Consider the following 26,321-nt stretch of genomic DNA (forward strand, 5'->3'; position numbering starts at 1 on the left):
TTGCAGGCAGTTATTCGACTTATGGCTGGTTGTTCGGCGGCCGTTCAATGAACCGTCGGCTGCCGTTCAGTAGCTCAAGGTTATTGGCGATAACCGGGTTGCCTGGATCGAGCGAATAGGCCTTCTCAAATTTCCGCCGCGCCGCACTCAGATTGCCACGCAGCATGTACGAATATCCCTGATCATTCAGGACTTGCACGGTTTCGCCTCCCAGCCGGATCGCCTGGGCATAAGCCTGGTCAGCCAGATCAAAACGACGTATCCGATCATAGCTGGCAGCCAACCCGATCCAAGCTGTCACGTCCTTGGGCGATTTCTCCACGCCGTCCTTGAAGTAGCGTTGTGCAATCCCGTAATTGCCGCGGTTGAAATGCTCCAAGCCGAGCCGTACCGGCTCGTCCGAGGGATAATATTTGACGTCGGTCGGCTCCTGCACGGGATCCCCGCCAGGCGGCTCGACGGGAGCCACGACGGCAGCCTCCCTCAGTGTCTGGTCACAGGCTGCAAGGCCTATCCCTAACCAACAACAGGTCAGCATCAAGAAGATGCGCCGCATAGGCACTGCCCCCACCCGGATCAGCGGCCTCATGGAAATATCATTGCTAAATTACGCAAAGCCAACGCCCCTTCGCCCCTTACCTGCCTGGTGCACCGCCGACCGGCACCGATACTCCAGCAGTCGATCCAGCCCCCAATCCGGTTACGTTGACATTCTGAGTGACGGGAGGCCGCTGGCCCATTTGTTTCGTCGGATCGCCCATGTCGGGAAGCTGATCCACCGGCTGTTGCGTGTTGCCGTAACGCGAAACGGCTGCCCCCACGCGCCGCGCATCGTACGCGATCCTGCGATCACCGACGTTGCGCGGCCATGGATGGATTGTGTGGGTAGCGGCGTTAACCTCTTTGGCGTTGCCGGCGCTCATCGTGATGGTGTCAGAACGCTGGAAGTAGCGGTCGACCTCGTCGTGACCGGCTAGCCCGTAACATCCCCCAAGCAGGAGCGGTGCGAACAGAGCCAAATATCTGATGGTCATCTCTCGCTTCCTCTAGTTCAGCGTTTTCACGACCGGCTGCTCGACAGCAGCGGCCGGAGCTACAACGGGCGCCCTGACTTCAGGAGCGATGATGTGCCCGTACGGCCCCTTCACGTCGCCGCCGGAATTGACGTAGTCATTGTAACGCTTGCGGACTTCCATCTGGCCATTGAGGAAAAAATCGACGTCGTTGGCCGGCAGGCGCGAGTCGAGCGGTGAGGCCAATTGCTGACCGGGCGCCGCCGGCGCGACCAGGCGCGGGGTGACGATGATAACGAGATCGGTTTCCTCCTGCTGGTACGACTTGCTGCTGAACAGGCTTCCAATCACCGGCACTGAGCCGATCCACGGCAATTGCGAAACGTCCTGGCGATTGCGGGTCTGCAGCAGGCCGGCAACTGCAAAGCTCTGGCCATCGCGCAACTCGACCGTGGTGCGCGCGTCGCGTCGGGTGAGGGCCGGAACGGTCGTCCCCTGAATGGTAATCGCATTGGTGAAATCAAGTTCGCTGACCGACGGCTCGACCCGAAGATTGATCACGCCGCGCGAGAGCACGGTGGGGACGAAGGCGAGCTCAACACCGAACTTCTTGTATTCAATCGTGATGGTGGGAAAACCGTTCGTCGTCTGAGTCGGTATCGGCACTGGAAATTCACCGCCGGCCAGGAAGCGGGCGGCATCGCCCGAAAGCGTGGTCAAGTTGGGCTCCGCTAACCGGCGAGCCAATCCCTTGGTTTCCAGCGCCGAGATCAACAAGTCCACCGAGCCGCCGTTGCTCGTCCGGATGATGCTGGTCAACAAGCTTCCGAACGGTGCCGGAGCTGCACCGCCCGCAGTGCCAATAAGCGTATTCAATGTTCCGAGCACCGGCAGGCTACCCGTTGGGGGAGCACCGACATCGCCGTTGACGCCTCCGATTGGTTGCCGGCCGGTCACGCCCGTCACCACTCCACCACGCCCCGTGTTCGCGACGTTGGTTCCGTTAGCGTTCGCCGCATAAAGGTTCACGCCGAGGTCGCGGCCGGCCTGCCGAAAGACCTCGAGAAAACGCACCTCCAGCATCACCTGCTGCGGCGCCGCGACGCTCATGGCGTTGACGACGACGCCCCCTTTCGCAACCGTGCTGGTGGCGATCGCCATGGCCCGCTCGGCGGTAACGGCGTCGGCGGCGGTTCCGCTGAGCACCACTTGCCCCTCGGAAGCCGACACGCGGATACCCTGCCCGCCGGTGCTGGTCCGGATGTTCTGCTGCAGATTGCCGGTATCGATCACGACCTCGACGTCAAGGATCCCGATCTGCTTCATCGACGAATCGAACAGGATGACGTTGGTGGTGCCGGTCTGCTTGCCCTGCACGTAGATGAGGTGATCGCTCAGCGACTTCACATCGACGATGTCAGACGAGCCCGCCACGATCGTCGCAAAAGCCGTGTCGACCTTGAAGGTGCGCGACTTGTTGACGACGACCTTGACCCGCTGGACGTCGCTCATCTCGCTGACGATGACGCCGCCGGAGCCCCGCTTGTCTGCAGCCGCCGCGCGGTCAGTGAACCCAGACGAGGCGAGCGCTGCGCCCAGACCCATCACGCCGAAGGCGAGAAGCTTCCCTACCTTATTACCCCAAACGCGACCGCCGCCCATCCGAGTTCCCCTACTGCGATCCACGCAGATCCCGCAAATCTACGTGCTCGCCGTCCTCAACATTTCCCCTCTGCTCACCACGTCGCAGAGCTTACAATCTGTCCCACTACAATTCGTTACCTCGTGTTTCCAACATCATCATCCCTCACGCTGCCAGCTTGCAAGAAGAGACACTTACCGCACTGCCGCAAGAGCAAAGAAAACTCTCCATTGTTGCCAACGAGCATCATTCGCCATGGTTGTGCGGAACTATTCTGGAGCACATCCACGAGTTCCCGTCGTCGCTTGCTATCGAATGACGTCTTGTCGCATGCATGGAGATTCTTTGGGCCAAGCGCAATTCGCTCTGGCGCACTTCGATGCCCGTGCGTTTGACCGACTCGACCAGCTTCCTGATTGCCCGGATCGACGCGCGGATGCACGACGGCTCGGCCGCGAAGCGATGCCGGACGATACACGTAAGGCATTCTGCCATATTGACGGACACAGCCTGCCAGATCGCGGGGGCGCTCGCTGAGCAGCGACCGCTCCCAGCGGCGGTGCCCCGCTCGCGAGCACACCCGGCATCGTCTCAATCGCCATAACTAGGGAGCTCGGGTGTTCATCGGTCGGGAGTGGCTAGAAGGGAATTTGAGTGGACGCGCTCGGCGCATTAAGCGCTGTGCCCCATATCGGCATCAGCATGGTAAAGCTTGCCTGGGAAGCTGTAACAGTCAGATTGGTGCTGCTGGACCCCACGGTCAACGTTGGCGTGAGACCGCCGAAAAACAGGAAGGGGGCCGCAACTTTCCTCTGTGCGACAGGCAGGTAGGTATCGATATCGATACAGCCGGAGGGTGGTGTGTTGTTGATTACGTCCGGCGTGTAGCACTTGATCATCGTTGCCCGGGCGCCGGCGCTCGCGAGCGTCCGCAAGGACTGCATCGTGATTGCATAGCGCCCGAGATCGAAGATGGCGAAGATCAATGTGAAAAGCGCTACGAAGACGAGGACAAATTCGAACGCCGCGACACCGCGATTGTCGAGTTTTCTCATCACTGCACCAAAGCGATAACTTGGGTGTAAGCAATGGGACCACACCCTTGCGTACTCAAGTAGGGGGTACCGGTCATGGTCAATGTCTTGGCGATCACTTCTGAGCAGGTCGTATTGTCGGGTTGAATCGTCCCGCTGAACGACACATCTGCTTTGGGAAAGTACATCGCGCCCGCAAGCTTAATGACGCCGTTGCCGCCGATGTTGACGTTCGCAGTCGTTTGATCGTCAATCAGAACTCCATTCAGAGCAGGAAATGTCGGATTGCTAGAAAGGGCGGAGAGAACGATATTCCCGCCATTGATCGTGAGATTCGAATTACCGAGCAACACGATGTTGACACCTACGCCCGTCACGGTTGCGCCGGTGATGTTCACCGATGCATTATAGAAAAAATATGTTCCTGACGCAGTAAAGGTCACATAATCTTGGTTGCCCCAGTTAAAGTTTCCAGTATACGCGCCGCTGCTGTCGTTGGGTGCAAGGTTCCAACACTTGCTGCCGTTGGGATACGGTGGCGATGTGACGGGGCATGTAACCTTCGTAGACGCACTGGTGGTAGTTCCGGTCCTTGTGTTGATCGACGAGGTGGGATTGTTCAATCCCTGAAGTGGATCTAGAGCAGGAGGCATAAAGTAGTTGTGCGTTACGCCGGGATTAGCGCAGGTACTGGTTGGAGAACAACCAGTTGCACCGTAAACTGCCCATCCCGAACCGCTGAAAGATGGCGTGCTGGCAAATTGAACGCTAGCATCCGACATCAGCGGGCAACCCGTTCCGTTGTTGCTGGCGGTACCACCAATTTTAAGCGCCCCCCCACCGTTCGGATCAGGTCCAAGCGCCAAGGCGCACACCTTGCTCGGCTGCCGAACCAGAGCAATGGCTTGGGCGGGGATGTTGACGGTGGTCAAACCCAGCACTGCCGCCAAGTAGGCCGGTTGTTGCTGGCTGGTCCTGGCGCGAACGGCGTTGCCGCTTCCTGCCGCCGGCGTTGTGAACGTGCCCGCATTGTAATCGCCGATATCGATCTGCACGGCCCGCGAAACTCTGTTCGGAAGACTGGACGGACACTGCCTGTTGGGATAGGGCGTGCTGTCGTTTGGATTTGAGTTGCAGAACCCGTTCTGTGCCGCGAATTCCTTGCCGAAATAATCCACCGTTGTTGGGCAGGTCGCACCGGCGATAATGCAGGCAAGCCCCAAGGCGCCCGAGTAGGCCGCCGCATCGGCGGCGTTCTGCGCTTGCTGCCTAGTGACGTACCACGATCCGGCCTCGGCCCCGAGTGCGACCACTCCGATGAGCGGCACGAGAGCGATAACTGTTGCGAATGCGGCGGCGCCTCGTCGGGAACGGAGCAGATCACGCATGGAAACACCTACTGGAAGCGTTCTGAGTAAGGCAGCGTGTACGTGCAAGTGGTGGGACACAAAATCGGTCTCAATACAATCGGGGCTAAAGTGACGGTTGTCGAAAATGTAAAGTACTTGGGAATCGAAGTAACGTTGCTTGAGTTGCAGACGGCGTTCGCATCGCCGCACATCACTTGCAGATTGCTGATGGGAAAACTGGGACCAGCCTTTGCAAGTGCGCTTGATGCCCAACTTGACGTATTCGTGACGTCAGGCGGCGGTGAATACTGAATGTATTGCCCGAAGCCGCGCAACGCCGACCACCCGGAAATAAACTGGAAGCCCGCGGCGGCCACGTCGGCGAGCGGCATGAGCAGGAACGCCACCAAAAAAAAGTAGACGATCATGGTCTCAAACGCGACGGCGCCGCGTTGATCCACGCCGAAAGACTTCTTGTGGCTCATGAGCCTACCTCGACAGATACTTTCCGTTCCGATCGTCGACCGGATCAATAGCACTCACCAAACGTAGGGGATCATTCTCCAGCGTGATGCTTCGTAACCGGAATATTCAGGGCAGTTGCGCCGAAGCAGATCCTCTTCGTAATAAATTCGGCAAATCTGGACGCCGATATGCAAGACGAGCAAGACCACTGTCAGCGGCGACAGGCTTCTCAACACCACACCCAGCACCGCGATTTCTTCCGCAAGATAGAGCGGGTGCTTGATCCACCGATACGGCCCCGTTTGCACCACGTTACGCGCCTGCGGCACCAAGCTGAATGACCTGCCGAGATGTCGAATGGTGACCAGCATCATGATCATGCCGATCAACACGCAAGCGGTGGACGCCAGGTTTGGTAACGCTTTGTCGGTTTCGCCGAAGAAGGCGATCGTCCATGGCATATAGGTGCCGACGAACGCCGCTATCCTTGGGAGAAGCCCATTCGCTTGGGCCTTTGCCGGGGGCCGCGTGATGATCAACGACGCCAGGAGCACGTAGAAGACAGCGAGGCAAAAGCTCGACAAGAACGACGGCCAAGGATCACCAGCCGATGATCCGATCCTGATGGCGACGCCAAGTGCCAGCAACATGAACCACATGCCGCCGAACAGTTGCATCGTCCGATCGTAAGAGGTTTTCGACAGGGCAACCGTGCTCATGGCTACTTACCGAAGCTGGCGAACGAACGCACGAGGTGCAGAATGGGACTTCCGCCCAAAATGACGAACATGGCTGGCAACAGGAACAACACCATCGGAATGGTCAGCTTGGCGCCTAACTTGTGTGCTCTTTCTTCAAGCTTGGTAATACGTTCTCGCCGGAGGTCGACAGCGATACTCCGCAGAGCCTGGCCCACCGGCGTTCCGTATTGCAGGCTTTGGGCGACCATGGTGCCGAATCGGCGAAGCCCGTCTGATGTAGATCCCAATTTCTCGAATGCGTCGCTGCGGCTTGGCAGTATCCGGAGATCATCAAGAAGACCGCTCAAGACCCGGGCTATAGCGGGATTGGTCTCCTGCATTTCTTGCGCGACACGTGCCAGCCCGCTTTCCAGGCCCATTCCCGCTTCGCTGCACACAACCAGCAGATCGATCATATCGGGTGTGCCTAGTCGAATGGCAGCATCAAACCGCCGCTTCAGCACCGCCAGTATTAAGCGGGGCCCCACAATCCCGATAGCCACGCCAATAAGCGTGAATACCAGCACATCCAGCAGTGCCTTCCCGAAAAGCTGAGCGACGCACCCGGCGATGATTGGGCATAGAACCATGCTGACGGCTTTGACACCGATCCAGGTCGACAAGGCTCGATGATGATTGAAACCTGATGATTGAAGGATCGTTCGTAGCTGATCCAGATTTTCCTCAGCGTAGAAGCGGCGATACCGCATGCCGAGTGACGAAAACCAGCCAGTCAGGTCCTGGAAGGGTGCTGACCGGCCAGCAACGCCCATCACGGCGTTTGACACCCGTACGTCCAACGTACGAATGTGTATTTCGCGGATAATCAACATGCAGGTCACAGTTCCAGCTGCTACCGCGAGGGCCACCAGACCGAGACCAAAAGTCATAGTTCTGTTTCCCTTCTGACCATCCAACTTATCACCATGGCTCCGACAAGCACCGAGCCTACTGCGTAAGCCAGCAGCTTGTTTCCGACGGGATCAGTGAACAACAGATCGACCGTCTGCGGATTGGCCGCGTATAGTACTCCACCTCCAATCAAGGGCGAGACTGTTAGAGCTCGCGAGGAAAAGATCACCTCTCCTGCGAGCGCCTTTGCGCGACCAGCCAGCGCAACACGCTGCCTCACAGTGTCTCCCAGATTCTGTAGGGTCTCGGCCAAGCTGCCACCGGACTTCAACTGAACTGCAAGCGTCACTGCGAACATCGCATACTCCGCCACCTGCGTTCGCTGATAGACAGCTTCGACAGCTTCCTCTGGAGGTCTTCCCAGATTCACTTCGCTGCATACGATGGCAAACTGCCCAGCCGTTGGCTGCGGCATATCGCGCGCGAGGGCGCGAAATGCTTCGTGCACGGGCAGTCCCGATCGAACGGTACTCGTTACCAGCTGGATCGCATCAGGCAGCTGTCGAAAAAGCTGAAGGGCGAAGCGACGCCGCTGCCATCCAAACAGACCTCGCATCACGATGATGAGTGCAATTGAAGCGGCAATGGCCCCGTAGAGAATGGAGTATCCCAGCAGGCTATTCGCATAGAGGATTGCCGCTGCTCCGAAGGCACTGGCAAGCAGCACATAGGCCGGATGCCAGATGTAAGTTATTTCCGGACTGTAATTGGCTAGGCGATGGAGAAACAGAGACCGGGACCCGGTCTCCAGGCGGCGAATGGATGGCAGGTTAGCTGGATGCGAGGTTGGCAGAGCAACCGCCAGCTGGCGATTGATGCGTCTTTCCCGAGCGTCGAGCCACAACGAAATGGCTGCGGCGCCCATCGCGAGCGCCAGAACAGTGACGATCACGGACTCCAGGGTCATATTTGCCTCATGGCCTCGGACCACACTCCATCTAGCCCGTAATAGACAAGACGGCTCTTGAATTTCGGGGTTGCAAGGTTCGACCTGTAGGTGCCAGATATCCGCCCATGCTCATCCTCCTCCTGGTACTCGAAGGCTGCGATGTCATTGGTGGTGATCACCTCCCCTTCCAGACCGATGACCTCGCTGATCTGAACGATACGGCGCTGTCCGTCCCGCATGCGTTCGACCTGCACAATGAGATCCAGCGCGGCGACGATCTGAGCTCGAATGGCGCGCGACGGTAGATTCACCTGTCCCATCTGCACCATGTTCTCGATGCGGGTCAGGGCATCCCGGGTACTATTCGCGTGTACCGTGGAGATCGAACCATCGTGGCCGGTGTTCATCGCCTGCAGCATGTCGAACGCTTCTGCGCTGCGCACCTCGCCAACTACGATTCGGTCAGGACGCATCCGCAGGGCATTCACCAGCAGATCGCGTTGTGTCACCTGCCCTGTGCCCTCCAGGCTGGGAGGCCGAGTCTCCAGGCTGATTACGTGCGGCTGCTGAAGCTGCAACTCTGCCGCATCCTCGATCGTAACAATGCGTTCGGTGTGATCGATGAACTGACTCATCGCATTCAAGAGCGTCGTCTTGCCGGATCCAGTACCGCCGGAGACCAGAACGTTGAGCCGCGACCGGGCGGCGATCTCCAGCAATTGTCCGATGGCCGCACTCATTGAGCCGTTTTCGATCAATCCGGCTATATCCAGACGCTGGCTTGGAAATTTTCGGATGGATATGCACGGACTATGAATCGCCAGCGGCGGTAGGATGATGTTGACGCGGCTGCCATCCAGGAGGCGACAGTCTACCATCGGACTGGATTCGTCGACGCGGCGACCAACCTGCGCCGCGATCTTCTGAGCGACGGCGGCGATGTGATCGTTGTCGCGGAATCTTACCGCAACTCGTTCAAGCCTGCCGTTTCGCTCCACGTAGACATTACTCGGACCATTCACCATGATATCGTTGATCGATTGGTCGAGCAGCAGCGGACGGAGCGGCCCGTAGCCCGTCATGTCGTCGGCAATTTCGTCCGCGAGCTGAAGCTGCTCGCGCCCCGACAGTTCGAGCCGTTCCTGGTTGGCAATTTGATGGATGATTTCCTCGATCTGCCGCCGAAGTACGTCCCGCGAAACCGTTGCTGCCACCGATGGCTCGATCTGCTCGATCACCCGTTCACGCAGCGAAGCCGAGATCATAGGGTGGTGGATCGGCGGCTCGTCGCGCCTTGGGGCAGATGCGGGCACGTTCGGCATAGGTGACGCCGCGCTTGGCGCTGATGCAGCCACGCTGGGCATAGGCAGAGGCATGCCTGCGGCAGATGCGGGCAGCCCTATCGCCAATGAAGGTAGGCAAGCTGGCGCGTCGTCTTCACGCCTTCCAAACTTTTTCATCGCAGATGTGCTGTGAGCACCCTCCTCCACCAGCTCTTCCGCTCGGCACCGACACCGCTGATCTCCCGTACAATCGGTGCCAGGTGGCGTCGCAACTTCCTGACGTGCTTCAGAGCTGGAATTCCGAGATTGACCGCCTCGGTCATCCCCTTGCCAAGATCGGGAACGACGATGTCGGGTTCTGCACCCATCGCCTTGACAACCGCCGCCCTGGGAAGCCCCCCGGGACGACCGGCCCGGTTGAGCAAAGTAAAGACCCGGTCTTTGCCGGCGATGTTGATCACGGCGGCGCGCAGTGCATGGGCATTGCGAAGTCCGGTCACCTCGGCTTCGAGCAGCACCATCACATGACGGGAAAGCGTAATCACCGGATAAATCGACGGCGGAAACGGGACGGGTACATCGACAACGATGTAGTTGAACCGTTGACGGAGCAGACCCAGCACGTGTCGTACGCCGGCTTCCGTGATTTCGAGCTTCGCATCGAGGTCCTCGTCGGCCGAGACCAGGCAAACCCGCTCGTTGACTTCGATGGCCGCGCGCTCGAGGAACAGTGTGTCCGCCCGCATCGGATTTTCCAGAGCGATGCGCAGCCCCGGCCCAGGACGAACACCCAACATCACGGCGGCTTCGCCACCCTGCAAATGAAGGTCAAGCAGCGCCACCTTAGCCTTGGTGGTTTCGGCAAGTTGCAGTGCCAGATTGATCGCGATGCTCGTGGCGCCGGCGCCGCCCTGCGCCCCGCAGATCGATACCACGTGCCCACCCCGATCGATCTGGTTGGCGGCGACGTCGCCCAGCAGCTTGGGGCGCAGCTGGTCCAGCACCATATCGCGCGTAAGCGGCCGCGGCAGGTACTCGGCCAGGCCGAGCTCCAAAAGCTCACGGTAGAAGGTGATCTCCCTGTTCTCGCCGATCACAGCTACGCGGACATCGGGTGGACAGACCCCGGCCAGCCTTTCCAGTTCAGTAAAGGGATCATCGATGCCGCTGATGTCCGTCACCAGCGCGAACAGATCGGTGTCGGTTTCAAGCATCCGTATCGCATTGCGGATCGTGCCGCGCCTGATCGAGAGGTTGGCGCCTTCGAGCCCCTTGCGCAAAGCCGCAGCGCTGAGCTCATCATTTACGAAACAGACGATGCGGTTACGCGTGACGATCGATGTGGCCTCTTCAGGCGGAGTGGCTATGGCAATGTTCATCAACGTTTCTCCGATAACGTGTTAGCGTAACCCATAGCCGTTGCAGTCTGGCGGACAACTTCTGACCCTCCCTCGCAACTGACGAGAGCGTCTTCGTCTTGTCTCCTGACCGTATATTGCTTCACCTCACTACCCGAATGAATGACCACTGCCGTTCTCTGAGCGGCAATTGCATTCTGGCGAGCAAGTTCGGGCGACACATCGCAGCTGGACATCGCGCCACTGTCCGCCTTGTCCCACTGATCGACTGCTGCGCGCACGGCCAGGGAGAGCGTTCCGAGCTGCTTTGCTACGGCGACTTTTTTGACCTGCTCCTGCGTAAGCTCCAGTGACACGGCTTGCGTTTGCTTACCTGCCATCCCGCTAATGGGTCGCGCGCCCTGCACGATATCCTGGTCAATCGCGATGACTCGAACATTGCGCAGAACGGTTTCGCTGAGGGCACGACGCGCGAGATCGACCTTCTCGAAGACCTGGGTCAGCACGACATCCACATGATCACCTGGCCTGATGAGGCCCGAGACGCCCGACTCCTCGTCAACCTTGATGCTGATGGCACGGCTGTCTGGTGCCAGGACGCTGGCGAGGAAACCCCGATCCCGCGGGCGCAGGATGTCCTGCAACGTGACGGGACTTCCCGCTTCGACGAACTTGCGGATTAGAGAACCGGGAAGTCCGGCCTTGGACTCGGGCGTTTCAAGGATAGCCCCCTGTGGAACGCGCTCTGGCGGCACCGACCGCACGGTGAAATCTTCTTCGCGAGCCAATGTCCCCCTCGGCAACGGGCGTGCCGCGACAAAGTATCCGGCGGTCGTCGGCGCCGGCGGCGCCGCAGGCGTCTCTGTCACTTGTACTGGGGCCGGAGGCTGCGCCTTCGGCAGGTTCATGCTGTAGGCAATCAGACCGAACGCAGTGGTAGCAAGCAAGAGCACCACGATGATCGACAGACGCAACGCGGATGACATCTCACAATCCTTTGCTCAAAATGGACCAAATACCGCCGCAGGCTATGGCAACTCCGTAAGGCAGCGGGGCGTGTCGCAAATGGCGCCAACGCTCGATCGCGTAGACCCGGCGTGCGAGCGACGATCCGGCCGGTGCCAGCCTGGGATATGGCAGGTGACGCATCATCAGATGCACCAGGGCAAGAACGCCGCCGGCCAGCACGGTGACGGTCAGCAGCTGCATCACGCCGCTCGGCGGGAGACCAACCGTCAGGGCAACCAACAGCTTGACATCGCCGCCGCCCATCCATCCCCGCGTGTAAAGGATCAACAGCAGCAGAAAAAGGATCGCGGCTGTTGTCAGTGATTGGGCAAGTCCTATCGGGCTGTTCAATTGAGCGACGATCCCGAGGAGCGCCAGAGCCAGACAGAATTCGTTTCGGATCAATCGCGTCGCCACGTCGATCGTTGCGACATATAGCAACAATAGGATTTCCAGAATCGAGGCTGTGGGAGCAATCCAATTCATGAAATCCACGCCTCAAGAAAGCGGAACGCGTGCGAAAAGTGGGGAGACTAACTAGAGGGGGGCACCTTGGATGCCCCCCTCGGCCATCAGAGGGCCGTATCAGGCACCGATCGCGGCAGCAAAAGCGGCGGTGATTTGGCCGATCCCGCCAGTCAGCGCCGCCCCGATCTGACCACCAGCGCCACCGCCGAACACAGCACCCACTGCGCCAACGATACAAACGGCGACGATGATGTACTCGAACGACACCACGCCGTCCTGGTCGGCGCGCAGACGCTTCAACGCTTCCTTGGTCTCGATGTAACACTTCAACATAGAAGAAATCCCTTCTTTCAAGATGGATTTGTAGACGCCTCGGCAACTTTCAGCGGCTGCGGTTTTAATTCCGGCTGCCACCGATAAACTCTTCATTAAATATTCGCCTCGGTCAACATTTAAAATATAATTGTCGTTAAATTAACCAATTTGAACATTTGTCGCCAAGCGAGCCGTCGTTGGATAGCGCCCAGGACTCAAAAAACTCCCATGATACGAATATGATAGCTGCCCCCCCCTATTCCGATCAGAGTGTTAGTAGAGAGCCGGTAATTGTTCTCCGGAATAATACGGGGGGCACGTCCGAGAGATAATAATCGGATTATTGGAGAAAGACCGCTTGTTGTGCGACGGCATTTAATTTGCGTGCCACGCCGATGTGTCAGGCTCCCACAATCGCGAGGACGCCACGAGGAAGCACTCGGCCGGCACGCCTGGAGCAGTTTCGCAAGGACGATCGACGTGCAAGGGCGCGAAGCGGTCCACCTACCCACGAGGCTCAGGCGCGATCCTTCTGAAGGCCCTGATCGCTGCGTTGCAGCCACATGATTTCGCCAGTTGTACTAGGGTGACGCAATCATCGATTCGAGCTCGCTCATCGATATCCGCACCGTGAGCCAGCAGGAGCTCGACTACCTCGTCATCATCCCGCGCTTACGGCATAGTGCAGCGGTGTCCGGTCGTTCAGTCCGCGTTGCTGCACGTCAGCACCTCGCGCGCCACATCAAACTTAGTCCGCTCTGCGCCCCAAGAGCGGCCCACTCGAACGGATGTAGCCGATGTAACGGCTGTCACCCGAAGCGCTATATCCGAACTGACGACTGGGCTTTCGATCTTCCCAGGATGACATTCCGTCCGGAGTGCAGAGCCCCTCCGATTGCGCGGAGCGATTGTGATGAGGGAGGTTACAATGGATTTTTCACGAGTGTCGGATGGAATCCGGCTGCATCACGCCTCCCATCGCCACCATGGCTACGATGGTGACGACGACTCCGGTCCGGCACCGCGTGCCCCGCACTTGATCGACAGTGGCGTCAAAGTCCATGGTCCAAGCCCGTTTGCGGGCCATGGAGCGCATCCCGCGAGCGCTCATGCCCTGCCCCATGACTCTGGCCCAATTCAATCCGAACATCTCACCACATCGGTGGGTCACTTCGGCCACCACATTGCGGCGGGCCAGAATCCTTGGGCCACCGAGTCGGCTTCGGGCGCAGGCCATTTCGGGATGGGCGCCGCCACGGTCGAGAGCGGAACGAACACGGCTGGGAACGGCGGAGACGGCTACTTCTATGGCGGCATCGTTCACGCGTCTTTGCTGATCTATGAGCCGATCAACATCTCGGTGAGTTCAGGATACGGTTCGGTCGCCCTGGCCAACCAGTCCAACAATTTGAACGTCGATCAATCCGCCTTTCAGATGGCCGGCGGCGGCGGACATGGCGGCAGTGAAAACATTGCGTCGGGAGAGAGCGTCAATACTTCCTCCGGGACGAATGTGATCGCCAGCGGCGACAACAGTGCCGGTAACGGCGGCAGCGGCTATTTCTCGGGTGCGTTGGCGGACGTTCCTGTGGTGATCTATCATCCGATCAACATTGCGTTGGCAAGCTCGGGCGGCTCTGCTCATGCAAGTCAATCGAACGCGGTCGACATCGATCAATCGGTCACGCAGATCGCGGGCGTCGGCGGAAATGGCGGACATGGCAATGTGGCCGCCGGCGGTAGCATCCTCACGCTCGACCCTAGCTGGGGATCAAGCACCGGAGTGAGCGCCTGGGACGTTCAAACCGGCGGGAGCCAGGCCGGCAATGGCGGGGACGGCGCGTTTTACGGGGAACTCGTCCATACCTCGTTCGTGCTGTACAACCCGATCAACATCGCGATCGCGGGCTATGGCTCCGGCGCCTACGCGGTCCAGACAAATGATGTTTCCGTGGATCAATCCGCGGTTCAGATCGCCGGCATTGGCGGACACGGCGGCAACGACAACGCCGCAGCGGGCGGCCATGCAAACCTTCTCTCCCATAATCTGTGGGGCGGCTCCGATACGGTCGCGACCGGTTCGAACAGCGCAGGCAATGGCGGCAACGGCTATTTTGCCGGCAGTCTGATCGACGTCAGCGTCGCGATCTATGCGCCCATCAATATAGCCATCGCAGGTCCACATTCGACGGCCGTGGCCGATCAGGTCAACAACGTGCACATCGACCAGAGTGCGGTTCAGATCGCCGGAGTTGGCGGGGACGGCGGCTACGGCAATCTTGCGCTAGCTGACGATGCCGCGCATCTCTTGTCAGATCTTCACCTGGTGGCATAGCGACACTTCGTACCGCTTGCATGATCGATCGCATGGCGGCACGTGCAGGTGCCACTCCTCGCCTGCAAAGCCCCGCGTAGAGGCACCCTCGCCTGGCGAATGGCGTACTTTCGTACGTAGGCCGACAAAGCCGGATTGTATCCGATTTGACATCTATCGCACTCGCGCACGGGCGGATCAGACTTGCCGCGCGCGTCCGCCTGATCGGGATGGATGTTGCACGACAGCCAACAGAACGACGGAGGCCTCAAATGATGCCAAAGGCAATCAACATCACGGATACGATCGACTTCAAATCGATCAACACCGGTGGTCAAAGTGCCGGAAATGGCGGCGACGGTACTTTCAAGGGAGCCATCATCAGCAAGCCGACTCTCAACTTCGATCCAACCAACAAAGCCGACGGTGCCGATGTGCATGTGAACACCGGCGATCACGTCAAACAGACGGCGGATTGGGACGCCGGGGGCGCAAACACAAAGGCCTCATGGTTTTCCAAGGCCCATGGCGGAGACGCCGAGTCGAATGGAAGCCAGAAATCCTACAGCGGTCACGATACCTCCAAGGTATACGCCAATACGGATGCCACCCAGATCAACAAGCTCATTGTGGACCAGCACCAGGAAGTCGTGGCTGGCATCGGCGGCGATGGTGGAGACGGCAACTTCGCGTGGGGTGGAGGAGTGACCTTCCATCTCGATACGCTCTGACCAGCGGCTTGTCCGACTGGCGGGACCGGCGGCCACTGCCGCCGGTCCTGGATTTCACGTCAATGCCCCCGTGATGCCGTTGCCAGATTGCATTGGCCGTCGGGCAAGTGCGCCGGACCTCGATTTCAGGCGGTGACGATCATGCTGGTGCCGCCCACTCGATTGCCCATCCTGCCGCCAATCCGTACGCCGCTGCACGCGGCCCTCTGGTCCTGCGCGGGGCCGCTTGGTCTCGTATTCGCATATAGCTGCAGCTACAATTTGCTTCTTTTTGCGCCCCCCATCTACCTTCTTCAAATCTACGACAGGGTTTTGTCGAGCCGGAGTGCCGACACGCTGCTTCTGCTCACGCTTATTGTCGCGATCACGGTCGTGGTCGGCGGTGTGTTCGATGCATTGCGGCGTGCCGTCCTGGGCCGCCTTGGCTCCTGGCTCGACGGTCGGCTTCGTCCTTGCGTGCTTTCGGCCAGCCTCGAATTCGCGCTTCGCAGCGATTGGACGCGGGCGTCGGACGCATATCGGGATCTCACGGTCCTGCGCCAGTTCGTGGAGTCCGGCGCATGTCCGATGCTGTTCGACGCGCTCTGGGCGCCCCTGTTCCTCCTGGTCCTCTTTCTGATCCATCCCCTGCTTGGCGTGGTGGGCGCCTGCTGCGTGGCCTTCCTGTTCGCTCTCACGGTTGCCGGAGATCTGGTGACCGAGGACGTTCTGCTCAAATCCAACGCCGCGCTGTCCAGAAGCTACGGCCGCCTTCAGGCTGCCGCCAGCAACATCCACATGATCCGCGCCATGGGAATGTTCGATAGCGCAGCGCGAACGATCTACCACGACGCGCAGGACGCCCGCAGAGAGCACGATCAGGCACTCCGGCGAGGCGAGATCGTCATGCTGGCCACCAAACCGGTCCGCGCGCTGTCGCAAGTCCTGATCATGGGAGCAGCCGCGTGGCTCGTCCTTGATCACGGGAAAAGTCCGGCGATCATCTTTGCCTCCACGCTGATGTTCAGCCGGGCGCTCGCGCCAGTCGAGAGTGCAATCGCAGGCTGGAAATCACTCGTTACGGCCGTGAGTGCCTGTCAGCGGCTCGGCGCTCTTCTCGCCGCATTCCCCGCCACCGAGCAGCAGGATACGGAGATCTCGCCGCAACAAGCGCGGAGCGGTCTCCTCGTCGATAACGTTGGCGTAAAGCTACCAGAGCCCGACCACTTTCTGCTGAAAGATGTCTCGTTCAGCCTCGCGCCCGGAGAGTGCCTTGGCATCATCGGTCCGTCCGGTTCTGGCAAGTCCCTGCTTGGCCAAGTGATCGCCGGGCTGTCGATGCCAACGCATGGTGGTGTCCGCCTCGACAATACCGACGTCTCGCTGCTTCGCGAGCAACGGAGCGGCCAACATCTGGGATATCTGCCCCAGGACATCAATCTGCTCGGCGACACCATAAACGACATCATCGCAAGGCTTGATGATGCCGATCGGCGGAAGGTGGTCGATGCGGCCAAGCTCGTCGGAATCCATGAGGCGATCATGCGCCTACCGCTCGGGTACGACACGGTGGTTCACAGTGAAAAATCATTCTCGCGCGGATATCGGCAGCGCCTCGGTCTGGCCCGAGCCTTTTTCGGCAGTCCGCGTCTCGTTGTTCTAGACGAGCCGAACGCCAGCCTCGACTACGGGGGCGAGCGAATGCTGCTGGATGCCATCGAGCGCATGAAGCGCGAAAATGTCGTCCTGGTCGTCGTCACTCACCGGATGGGTCTCCTCGCAGCCACGGACAAGATCGCCATCATGGAAGACGGTGCGGTCGTCGCGTTCGGCGACAGCGAGGAAATCGTTGAACGGCACTTGGCTCGGCCCCAGGTTACGTCGCAAGTTGCGCCATGATCTGGCATTTTCCCACAAGCTGGAAGCTTCCCGCGGTCTCGCAACTTCCCATGATCTGGGGCCAGATCACGCGAACACCCGTACGCCCCCCGCTCGCCGGGCGACTTGGAGGCGTTGTTACCGCAATCGACGATTTCGAGCCTCTCGAATTTCCATGGTGCTCGCCCCCCACACCGGTCTCTCCGCGCGCCAGGCTTCGCGGGATCACCCTCGCGGGCAATCTGCTGGTGCTCGGCTTCATGCTTGGGCTTGGCACATGGGCGAGCTTCGCGCCACTTGAGAGCGCCGCAATCGCGTCTGGCGTCGTGGAATCGGAATCGAACCGCAAGACGATCCAGCATCTGGAAGGCGGTATCGTCAGGAGCATCTTGGTTTCCGACGGCGATGTCGTGCGAAGCGGGCAAACACTGATCACGCTGGACGACACCCGCGCCGATTCGGAGGTGCAAAGTCTTCAGGGCCAGTTGTGGGATGCAATTGCTCGTGCCGCGCGGCTTCAGGCCGAGCAGCAGAGATTTGAGAGGATCGCAGTCCCGAGCACGCTGGACCAGGACAGCCAACAGAATGGGGCGGCGGCCGCTGCGCTGTCGGCGCAGCAGTTCATTTTCCAGGCACGCCGGCAGGTTCACGAGTCGCAGCTTGCGGTCATTCGCGAGCGGAGGCATCAGGTCGAGAAGGAGATCGAAGGTCTCAAGGCTCAGGAGAGCGCCACCGGACAGCGAAGCGACATCGTCCGGGAAGAACTCGATATGGTCACGACCCTCGTCAACAAGGGACTCGAACGGCGGCCACGGCTTCTGAATCTGCAGCGTGAACTGGCCGACGTTGAGGGACGTCGTGGTGAGATCGCGGCGCAGATTTCCCGCGCCGAGCAGGTCATCAACGAGTCGCAGGCAAATTTGTTCAAGCTCGAGAGCGAAAGGCAGAACGAGATCGCACAATCGCTTCGCGAAGCACAGAACCAGATATTCCAACTCCGCGAACGGTTGCTTGCGGCCAGGGATCAACTAACCCGAACGGAGGTCAAGGCGCCCGAGGACGGCGTGATAACTGACCTGCGGATTCATACGACCGGCGGCGTCATCGGGGCTGGTGCTCCGCTCATGGACCTCGTGCCGCGGCAAGACCGCCTCATCGTGACCGCCCGCCTGCGACCGGAGGACATTGACGTGGTTCATCCCGGTCTTAATGCCGAAGTGCATCTCCTACCGTATAACCAGCGTCGCGTACCGCGTCTGAACGGAACCGTCGTGCACGTATCCGCTGACCGGCTTCTCGACAAGCGTACCGACCAGCCATACTACGCGACCAGGATTCGGATCGACGACGCCCAGATGGCTGCAAGCGGCATCCGGATCGTTCCCGGCATGCCCGTTCAAGTGTTCATCACCACGGGGCGCGGCACCGTTGCACTTTATGCGCTGAGCCCCCTGCTCGACAGCTTCCGCGGTGCATTCAGAGAGGATTGATCCAGCTCCGCGTGATTAGGTCTCCGGCGTTGAGGCTGCGCCCGGATCGTGATCGCGACTCTGCGCGGGCAACCGGCCGCGCCAGCGGAGGACCGCTTCCGTGCGATTGTGAGCGGCACATTTCCTCATGATATGCTGAATGTGCATTTTAACGGTGCTCTCCGAGAGGTTCATTTTGGCGGCGATCAGCTTGTTGGGCAGGCCGAGCTCCAGTTCCGCCAGAACCTGCTGCTCTCGAGGCGTGAAATCGGTCAAGCTCCTGTCGATAGCCGCCCTGGCTGCTTCGTTCGTCAGATATGCGGACGCGAACCGACGCGCATCCGGTGGCTCGAAACCCGGTATCCTGTTTATTCCAGCGACGGGCAACGGCCTGTAGCAGCCTCCGACAAGAACAAGGCGCAGGCCGGCGATGACGACCTCTATTGGCAGCGAGGTGGGGAGAAAACCGCGCACACCCCGCTGCATCGCGGCCTGCGCGGTCGGCTCGTCGTCATGGTTTGACAGGATTGCAACGGCCGCGTTGGGACAGCACTCCGCGACGAAGGCGAGATCGTCCTCAACCGAGGGATCGCCGATGGGCTTGTCCGCGATACTCAGCAACACCAGACGAACATCGCGAGCTGACGCGCTGTCCAGGCTTTGGACCGTTGCCATGTCAAGGATGTCGAATTCGGCCAATTCCCGCCTGAAGACGTTCAGAATGCATGTGCGAGGCAATAGAAGGGGCTCGATGATCACCAGAACCGGCAAGTGAAGCGATCCATTGAGCCGTTTTGAGAAGTTGGTTAGGTCATCCATGATTTCCTCGGAATGAAAAGAATCTCTGCCACAGTCCCACGATCCGTGCTGTGTATTCCCGTTGCGGCATTCATCCTGAATGCATCGTCACGCGCGGCGCCAACATTAGGATCGTATCCACTGCGGGATAGTCTGACGCCCGGGTGGAAATTCTTTCCGCTCAAATCACATGGACGCGTGCCGCGCCGTGGCGCGGTCGACGCATCCCCTTAATTGCAGATATTTCGATACGCGGTTGACGCCGCCGACCCCGACTTGCCGTCGACGACATATGCTTCATTCTCCTTCACGAGATACAGAAACGGTCTCTCTCCAGTCTCGCCATCTGACGCATTTCTTCCTTTCACACGACCGCAAATCGTATCCACAGCGCGCCCAAACATGTTCAATCGCATTGCGCGCTTCATGTCGCTGAACTCGGCCGATCCTGGATCGTCCATCTTCGATGCGATCGTGACCTTTGCCCTGTCCAGGACAGTATCTGATCTTTCCGCCGGGCGTTCGGGCGCCGGGACGCTGACCCTCGTGTGCGGGGCGGCCGCCTTGGCGAGATCGGCCGATCCGCGTTTCTTCGGGGATGGCCTCTTGCCGGACTTTGCCGAGGTTGCAGAATTCGATTTGACAATCGCAGGAGTTGGCGCCAATGCCGCCGGCGTTGGCTCTGCGGGTCGGGCGACTGCAACCCTGTCGAAACAGGGTCGCGTCGCACACCCAAGGAAATATCCTCGGGACGGCGCGAACCAGCCAAAGCCGACCAGAATTCCTGCCAGCACTCCAACAAAAAGCAGTCCCATCCGATTCCCCTCCCCAGGAGCTCGGTTCGCAATCGTAACTAGGACTAATTCCGCGCTGGTGATCTATCTGTTGCGCAAAAGCGTTAAGCGCTCATTAAGCGCGGAAGGTTGCCCGGCATCTGCCTGGGTGGGCCGGTCCGGCTCCAGGCCATGCGGAAAGCCCGTTTTGTCATCTCGCCGAGCGACAGCCGGGGGATGAAATCTTCCCCGATTGCTGCTCAACCCAGGTCAGCGCACAACCCTTACCGAATTGATCACCGCATTACCAAACGATGGACGGGGAGATGGGTCGCTATTGCGGTAACTTCGTCACAGGTCTGCCAGCAACTTGCGAGCTTCCACGAGATCGCGTGTTTCCAAGCCCTCGCTGAACCAGCTGTAGATCGGCACAAGAGCGTCGCGCGCCTCTCGCCGCATGCCGCGTGCCGCCTGGAGTCTGGCGCGCGCAACGCTTGCGCGAAGCTCGGGCAGCCTTGCTCCCTGGGCAGCGGCAAGTTCAATCGCGGCCTCGAACTCCGCATCCGCTTGATTTTCGGCCTCCTCCCCGCCTGCCAGCAACAGCAGTTCACCGCGCCCCCGGTGAAGCTCGACGGCGCACCAGCTCTCGAGACTTGCGTCCGCAATTGCCACCGCTTCGTCGATGACGCGAAGCCCAGCCATGGCGTTTCCAGCCTTGCGATGAAGCGCCGCGAGCAAGCCAAGATGGTGCGGAATGCGTAGTCCCGCGCTGGTTCGACGGAGATCCTCAAGCCCAGCATCAAAGTCCGCAAGACCTTCCTCAAGCCTGCCGGATTCAGCGATCGCCCAGGCGCGGACGAGGCTGGCCCATGCACCATAGTAGTCGAAGCGGTACTCGGCGCAGATGTCGCGTGACTCTGCAGCGGCTTTCAGTGCGGCATCGGGCTCTTGCCTGAACTGATACAGCATCGCCAGATAGTTGAGCGCGAGCGCGATGCTGAATGGATGTGAAATCTCACGCGCGACGGCGAGCCCTTTCTCAGCAATCCCAAGGCTACGAACGGGATAGCCGAGATGCCAATCGCAATGGCTCATGTAGGCGCGGCAGAATACGCTCATATCAATTCCGTAGACCTCGGAATAATAGCGGCCGCGGTATTCGCCGGCTTGTGCGCTTCTCTCGAACCGGTCGCGCGAGAATTGAAACTGGCCGAGGTGGAATGAGAGCACTCCCGCAAGATGATCGGCTTCGGCTTGACGCACGGGATCACCGCTTCGTTTCGCTAGCGCCTCCGTCTCCTCGACGAGGCTTGTGACCTCGCGCAAGTTGGCGCGCACGTGGTAGACGTGGCCGAGCCCCTTCAACGCGGCGGAGAGATCAGCCTCGCTCTGCAGCTCGCGGCTGAGCTCCTGTGCGCGCTGGAACGCCGCTTCTGCCTCGCGCGAAGCAAATCCTTTTGTTGCAATCAGCGGGCCGCCAAGCCCAAGCTGCAGGGCAAGCTCGAAGCGCGAGCGTGATGCTCCAGCAGGAAGTGCTTGGGCGCACTCGAGCCCCGATCTCAGATGGGCAATTGCCTCCATATTCGCTGATCGGGCGGCTGCGAGGCGGCCGGCCCTCAGCCAGTATGGAATGGCCTTCTCGGCCAATCCCGCCTCGCCAAAGTGACGAGCGACCAGCTCCGGCTGTGCTTCGACAAGTTGCGGAAAGAGCGCTTCGATTGATGTGGCAATCCGCGCGTGCAGCTCCTGGCGGCGCCGCTTGAGCAGGCTTTCGTAGGCGGCATCGCGCACCAGGGCGTGCTTGAAGACATAGGTAGCGGCAGGCGCGAGGCCGCGCCGGAAAACGAGCTCTGCCGCTACCAGGCGATCAAGTGCCGCGGTGAGCTCCCCTGCTGGCATCGACACGACCGCAGCAAGCAATTCGTGATCGAACTCGCGGCCGATACAGGCTCCGATCTGGGCGACCTCCTTGACTGGAGCAAGACGGTCAAGCCGCGACATCAACGAATCGTGCAGCGTCGCTGGGATCGCCAAGGACGGGAACGCGCCGGCGAGGACGTAGCGAGCGCCGGTGTAGCGGAGGATCCCGGCTTCAAGCACGGCCTTCGTGAGCTCCTCGGTAAAGAGCGGCACACCCTCGGTCCGCGCCAGAATCTGGTCGAGGACCTCGGCGGGAAGCGCTTTGCCTTCGGTGATCCGGTCAACGAGTACAACCACCTGCGCCTGTGGCAGGCGGTTTAGCATGAGCAACGTGACGTGCGGAAACCCGATCCATGGTGGCGGGAGTTCCGGGCGGAATGTGGCCACGACCAGCACTGGCAGGTCCTGAAGACGATCCACGATCTGGTCGAACAACTCGCGCGAGGTGGGATCGAGCCAGTGCGCATCTTCAAGCACCATCAGCACCGGGCCGCGAGCGGCAAGTCGATTGAGCCGGGCCAGAAATGTGCGGAACAGGAGCGCCTTCCTTTGCTGCGGCGACATCTCTGGCTGGGTGCTCGGCCTCTCAGTTGGAATGCCGAGCAGATCGGCAAGAAGCTGAATTGCATCACTGGACAGCCCTTCGCCGTTTTCGCCGAGGAGTAATTCGAGGCGCTTGAGCCGTGTTTCCGCGGTATCCTCAGGTGCGAACCGCGCCTCCCTCTCAAGCTGCGAGATGAAGGGAAAGAGCGGGCTGTTTAGGTGATGCGGCGAACAGGCGTAGCTAACGAGCGTGATTTGTTCGGCCTGTAGCCGTTCTCGCAGCGCGAGCACCAATCGTGATTTTCCGATTCCTGGCTCGCCAAAAATCAAGACGACCTGTCCAGCCCCTCCTTTGGCAAGCTGCCACCGTGACAGCGTCAAATCGAGCTCCTCGCTGCGCCCGACGAGTGGCGTGACGTGGGCTCCGTGCAGGGCCTCGAACCTGCTTTCTGCCCGGCCTTCGCCGGTGACACTCCAAGCTTGCACCGGCTCCGCAAAGCCCTTGAGCCGAAGGGAACCGAGCTCAACAAATTCGAAGAGATCGCCGACCAGGCGGCGCGTGCTGTCGGCGATAACGACCGTACCAGGCTCCGCAACCTGTTGCAGACGGGCAGCGAGATTAGGCGTTTCCCCAGTGATTGCTTCCTCCTTCGCAGCACCTTCCCCGAGCAGATCACCCACCACGACAAGCCCGGTGGCGATGCCGACGCGTGCTGCCAGCAGGCCTCCTGCGCCTGACGACATGCCGCTGACCGCTGTTGCGACCGCAAGTCCCGCCCGGACAGCTTGCTCTGCCGCATCTTCGCTTGCGCGCGGCCAGCCGAAATAGGCCTGCACGCCGTCTCCCAGAAACTTCGCGACGTGGCCCTCCAGTCGCGCAATCTCTCCCGCCACCGTGTTCGAGTAGGCCCGCATGACCTCGCGCAGCTCCTCGGGATCGAGACGGCGGCTGAGGTCGGTCGAGCCGACGAGGTCGACGAACATGAGCGTAAGCTGACGGCGCTCCACCGACGCGGGGGGCCGCGCCGCCGCCAGGTCCGCTGGTAGCAGGTCGATTGCATCGAGAAGCTTCCGCCGGTGGCCGACAGCCAGGACTCCAATCTCCTTGAGATCTTCAACCGTCAGGCGGGGCAGGATCTCAAGGTCAATTCCGTTGTCGCGGAACGTCTGCTCATAGGATTGCAGGCCCAGGCTGCGCAGCCATTCTCCGATGTCCAACTTCGTCTCCGTAGCCCCCTCGATTACGGATCCCCTCCTCCTCTTGTCAGGCGGCCGGTCGCTGTGCAGCGGCCGGCCTGACGTTCTGGTTTAGCCGGAACAGGTTGCCAGGATCGTACTTGGCCTTCAGCGCGGCAAGACGAGCGTAGTTCGGGCCGTAGGCGCCGGCTACGCGATCGGTCTCGTCCTCCGGCATGAAGTTGACGTAGACGCCGCCGGTTGCGTAAGGCGCGGTCTCAGTGAAGAGCCTGCGCGCCCAGGCGATCGAACGTTGCTCATCCGCCGGATTGCGCCATCGCGTGTGAACGTTCATGACAAACTTCGCATCGCGGTGAGGGAACGCCGTGGCGTCGACGGCCATGCGACTGGTGGCGCCACCAAGCTGACCGATGAAAATCTCGCACTCCCCGGTCGGCAGGCTTGTCGTATGGCTCACCAGCGTATCGAGAAGACCGTCGTTGAGTTCAACGAAATTGTGGGACTTCCAGTAATTATAGGCGCCGGGCGTGAGAAGTGGGTCAAACGCGGTCTGCCAAGCCGCGAAGGGCTGCATGCCGATCACGTCTGCGATCGGCTCTCCGAGCGCGCGCAACGGCTCCAATGCGCGCTTGCCCTCGTTCTCATCTCCCGCATAGCAGACGGCGAACGCGACGATCTCCTTGCCGTGAACCTCGGCGGGCAAGAACGGCAGCGGCGGCGCCTGCCTGAGCACCACCCACACCGTCAGCTCGTCGGGCGCCCGGGCGGCGACATCGCGATAGCCCGCGAGCAGCTCCCTCGCCCGCGCAAAGGGATGGACGATGAGCCCGGCCAGAACCATCGGACCAACAGGATGCAGGCGGAACTCGAACGAACTCACCACCCCGAAATTGGCTCCGCCTCCGCGCAGCGCCCAGAACAGGTCGGTCTTCTCGGCGATGTTTGCCCGGACGAGCTCGCCCTCGGCCGTCACGACGTCGGCCGAGATCAGGTTGTCGGCGGCAAGCCCGTACTTGCGGCTAAGCCATCCGAAGCCGCCGCCCAGCGTCAATCCCGCAACGCCAGTCGTCGAATTGATCCCGAGCGGGGTCGCAAGGCCAAAAGCTTGCGCCTCCTTGTCGAAGTCGCCAAGCGTTGCCCCCGGGTCCACGCGCGCGGTGCGGTGAAATGGATCAACCCGGACGGAGCGCATCAGCGATAGATCGATCAGGAGCCCGCCGTCACAAACAGCATTGCCCGCGATGTTATGGCCGCCGCCGCGCACAGCGACCAAGAGGCCGTGCTCACGCGCAAGCCGTACGGCACGAATGATGTCTGCGGTCCCTCTGCAGCGCACGACCGCGCCTGGGTGGCGGTCGATCATCGCATTCCAGATCGTGCGCGCTTCGTCATAGCCCGGCTCCTCGGGCAGACAGACGTTGCCTCGCAAGATTTGGCGAAGGGCAGCAATTGCATCGCTTTCAAGCGTAATCGCCCCGCCCTGCAGCGAGGCCAGCCGGATCAACGTCATGGCATCCTCCGTGACTAGCGGTCAGAATTTCGGCAGTCAGCTCTCATGCTCTTGGACGGATCAGCAGAAGGGGCGGCCACGCCCACGGCTCTTGCAACCGACGCGGCGCAGAATCGCCCCGCTGCACGCCGTTCGACATTGCGAACGGTAGATTTCCGCCTAGAGGTTAGTCCTCCGGCAAAACGAATGGTTCTGCGACAGAGTGTCTCGCGGATGAGGAGCGCTGACAAGCCCGCGCGGGTCGCGCTTTCCGTCACCTGCAAACCAAACCAAGAAAATCCGGTCCGCAAGGGGAGCTCGGAGGTCCGCTCTTGATGCTGTGGACGGCTCCTCCACGGGCACGAGCCGCCTTCCAGTCGGAGTGCAGCGGATTAAAAAACTGCGAAAACAACCCCATGCACAGTAGAACGCCGTTGTTTTCAAAGACGAATCCTGACGGCTAATCGACGCCGTCGACGGCTTTGACTCGTCGGGCAAAACAGGGGCACGATGCCATCATCGCCCTGGCTGCCGCTCCTGCACCCCGATCCAGATTTGCCCGCCCGTGATCCGCAAGCCGCGGCCGGCATCGGCGCGCATCCGGCCCCAAGCGCTCTGCAACCAATGGCACGATTTATGCTGCGATGATGCGAAGCGTGCTTCGTATTGGGGGATGTCATGACGGATTCCGAACTTCGCGCTGATATTCACAGCATCGAGCCAATTCCCGATGCGGACCGGGACTCGACCGGCC

Annotated in this window: 23 protein-coding genes; 4 read left to right on the forward strand and 19 right to left on the reverse strand. The window is 60.4% G+C overall.

The genetic code is table 11. The features are described from left to right. Window positions 1-19: 19 nt before the first annotated feature. The 15 genes from BLV07_RS10055 to BLV07_RS10120 form a co-directional block, all read right to left on the reverse strand. A complete protein-coding gene (locus tag BLV07_RS10055; protein WP_244551033.1) occupies window positions 20-589 on the reverse strand; it encodes a tetratricopeptide repeat protein in 570 nt (189 codons plus the stop codon). Window positions 590-635: 46 nt separating this feature from the next. After that, the gene (locus BLV07_RS10060; protein WP_091883492.1) at window positions 636-1,034 is read right to left on the reverse strand and encodes a hypothetical protein; all 399 of its coding nucleotides are present in this window, start codon (window positions 1,032-1,034) and stop codon (window positions 636-638) included. 12 nt (window positions 1,035-1,046) lie between these two features. Beyond that, window positions 1,047-2,675: a type II and III secretion system protein family protein gene (locus BLV07_RS10065; protein WP_091883497.1), complete on the reverse strand. Its 1,629-nt coding sequence runs from the start codon at window positions 2,673-2,675 to the stop codon at window positions 1,047-1,049. A gap of 618 nt (window positions 2,676-3,293) precedes the next feature. Continuing rightward, the gene (locus BLV07_RS10070; RefSeq protein ID WP_091883502.1) at window positions 3,294-3,713 is read right to left on the reverse strand and encodes a TadE/TadG family type IV pilus assembly protein; all 420 of its coding nucleotides are present in this window, start codon (window positions 3,711-3,713) and stop codon (window positions 3,294-3,296) included. Next, on the reverse strand, window positions 3,710-5,077 hold the full coding sequence (locus BLV07_RS10075) for a pilus assembly protein TadG-related protein (RefSeq protein WP_091883507.1): 1,368 nt from the start codon (window positions 5,075-5,077) through the stop codon (window positions 3,710-3,712). The genes BLV07_RS10070 and BLV07_RS10075 overlap by 4 nt, the downstream gene beginning before the upstream one ends. An 8-nt stretch (window positions 5,078-5,085) precedes the next feature. After that, entirely contained in the window at window positions 5,086-5,523 is a 438-nt protein-coding gene (locus BLV07_RS10080) for a hypothetical protein (RefSeq protein ID WP_091883512.1), read from the reverse strand. A gap of 54 nt (window positions 5,524-5,577) precedes the next feature. Further along, window positions 5,578-6,222, reverse strand: a complete 645-nt coding sequence (locus tag BLV07_RS10085; protein ID WP_091883516.1) for a methyltransferase family protein — start codon at window positions 6,220-6,222, stop codon at window positions 5,578-5,580. A 2-nt stretch (window positions 6,223-6,224) separates the two neighbouring features. Beyond that, window positions 6,225-7,133: a type II secretion system F family protein gene (locus BLV07_RS10090; protein ID WP_091883521.1), complete on the reverse strand. Its 909-nt coding sequence runs from the start codon at window positions 7,131-7,133 to the stop codon at window positions 6,225-6,227. Beyond that, window positions 7,130-8,062, reverse strand: coding sequence for a type II secretion system F family protein (locus BLV07_RS10095; RefSeq protein WP_176945450.1), 933 nt, complete (start codon window positions 8,060-8,062; stop codon window positions 7,130-7,132). The genes BLV07_RS10090 and BLV07_RS10095 overlap by 4 nt, the downstream gene beginning before the upstream one ends. Beyond that, the gene (locus tag BLV07_RS10100; RefSeq protein ID WP_244551035.1) at window positions 8,059-9,309 is read right to left on the reverse strand and encodes a TadA family conjugal transfer-associated ATPase; all 1,251 of its coding nucleotides are present in this window, start codon (window positions 9,307-9,309) and stop codon (window positions 8,059-8,061) included. Before BLV07_RS10100 ends, BLV07_RS10095 begins: the two co-directional genes overlap by 4 nt. Further along, window positions 9,287-9,466 carry a hypothetical protein gene (locus BLV07_RS48740; protein ID WP_244551036.1) on the reverse strand — a complete coding sequence of 60 codons (180 nt, stop codon included), beginning with the start codon at window positions 9,464-9,466 and terminating at the stop codon, window positions 9,287-9,289. The genes BLV07_RS10100 and BLV07_RS48740 overlap by 23 nt, the downstream gene beginning before the upstream one ends. Before the next feature lie 34 nt (window positions 9,467-9,500). Continuing rightward, on the reverse strand, window positions 9,501-10,706 hold the full coding sequence (locus BLV07_RS10105) for a CpaE/TadZ family protein (RefSeq protein ID WP_091883534.1): 1,206 nt from the start codon (window positions 10,704-10,706) through the stop codon (window positions 9,501-9,503). Further along, on the reverse strand, window positions 10,706-11,671 hold the full coding sequence (cpaB, locus tag BLV07_RS10110) for a Flp pilus assembly protein CpaB (protein WP_091883537.1): 966 nt from the start codon (window positions 11,669-11,671) through the stop codon (window positions 10,706-10,708). Before cpaB ends, BLV07_RS10105 begins: the two co-directional genes overlap by 1 nt. Window position 11,672: 1 nt before the next feature. Further along, window positions 11,673-12,179 carry an A24 family peptidase gene (locus BLV07_RS10115; RefSeq protein WP_176945451.1) on the reverse strand — a complete coding sequence of 169 codons (507 nt, stop codon included), beginning with the start codon at window positions 12,177-12,179 and terminating at the stop codon, window positions 11,673-11,675. Window positions 12,180-12,278: 99 nt separating this feature from the next. Then, complete coding sequence (locus BLV07_RS10120) at window positions 12,279-12,590, reverse strand: hypothetical protein (RefSeq protein WP_349524578.1); 312 nt, start codon at window positions 12,588-12,590, stop codon at window positions 12,279-12,281. A gap of 814 nt (window positions 12,591-13,404) precedes the next feature. Between BLV07_RS10120 and BLV07_RS10125 the strand changes: the two genes are divergently transcribed. From BLV07_RS10125 to BLV07_RS10140, 4 genes are all read left to right on the forward strand, one after another. Next, entirely contained in the window at window positions 13,405-14,811 is a 1,407-nt protein-coding gene (locus BLV07_RS10125) for a hypothetical protein (protein ID WP_244551037.1), read from the forward strand. A gap of 251 nt (window positions 14,812-15,062) precedes the next feature. After that, the gene (locus tag BLV07_RS10130; RefSeq protein ID WP_091883555.1) at window positions 15,063-15,521 is read left to right on the forward strand and encodes a hypothetical protein; all 459 of its coding nucleotides are present in this window, start codon (window positions 15,063-15,065) and stop codon (window positions 15,519-15,521) included. 141 nt (window positions 15,522-15,662) lie between these two features. Then, the gene (locus BLV07_RS10135) at window positions 15,663-17,399 is read left to right on the forward strand and encodes a type I secretion system permease/ATPase (protein WP_091883870.1); all 1,737 of its coding nucleotides are present in this window, start codon (window positions 15,663-15,665) and stop codon (window positions 17,397-17,399) included. Beyond that, entirely contained in the window at window positions 17,396-18,868 is a 1,473-nt protein-coding gene (locus tag BLV07_RS10140; RefSeq protein WP_091883558.1) for an HlyD family type I secretion periplasmic adaptor subunit, read from the forward strand. Before BLV07_RS10135 ends, BLV07_RS10140 begins: the two co-directional genes overlap by 4 nt. A 15-nt stretch (window positions 18,869-18,883) precedes the next feature. Here the strand turns inward: BLV07_RS10140 and BLV07_RS10145 are convergent, their stop codons facing one another. The 4 genes from BLV07_RS10145 to BLV07_RS10160 form a co-directional block, all read right to left on the reverse strand. Beyond that, a complete protein-coding gene (locus tag BLV07_RS10145; RefSeq protein WP_091883563.1) occupies window positions 18,884-19,666 on the reverse strand; it encodes a LuxR family transcriptional regulator in 783 nt (260 codons plus the stop codon). Between the two features lie 209 nt (window positions 19,667-19,875). Further along, window positions 19,876-20,460, reverse strand: a complete 585-nt coding sequence (locus BLV07_RS48745; RefSeq protein WP_244551038.1) for a hypothetical protein — start codon at window positions 20,458-20,460, stop codon at window positions 19,876-19,878. A gap of 309 nt (window positions 20,461-20,769) precedes the next feature. Beyond that, entirely contained in the window at window positions 20,770-24,099 is a 3,330-nt protein-coding gene (locus BLV07_RS10155) for an adenylate/guanylate cyclase domain-containing protein (protein ID WP_091883567.1), read from the reverse strand. A gap of 46 nt (window positions 24,100-24,145) precedes the next feature. Next, a complete protein-coding gene (locus tag BLV07_RS10160; protein WP_091883572.1) occupies window positions 24,146-25,588 on the reverse strand; it encodes an FAD-binding oxidoreductase in 1,443 nt (480 codons plus the stop codon). Window positions 25,589-26,321: the final 733 nt, after the last annotated feature.

Origin of the sequence: Bradyrhizobium sp. Rc2d (genome assembly GCF_900099855.1) — a bacterium.
GTDB lineage: Bacteria > Pseudomonadota > Alphaproteobacteria > Rhizobiales > Xanthobacteraceae > Bradyrhizobium.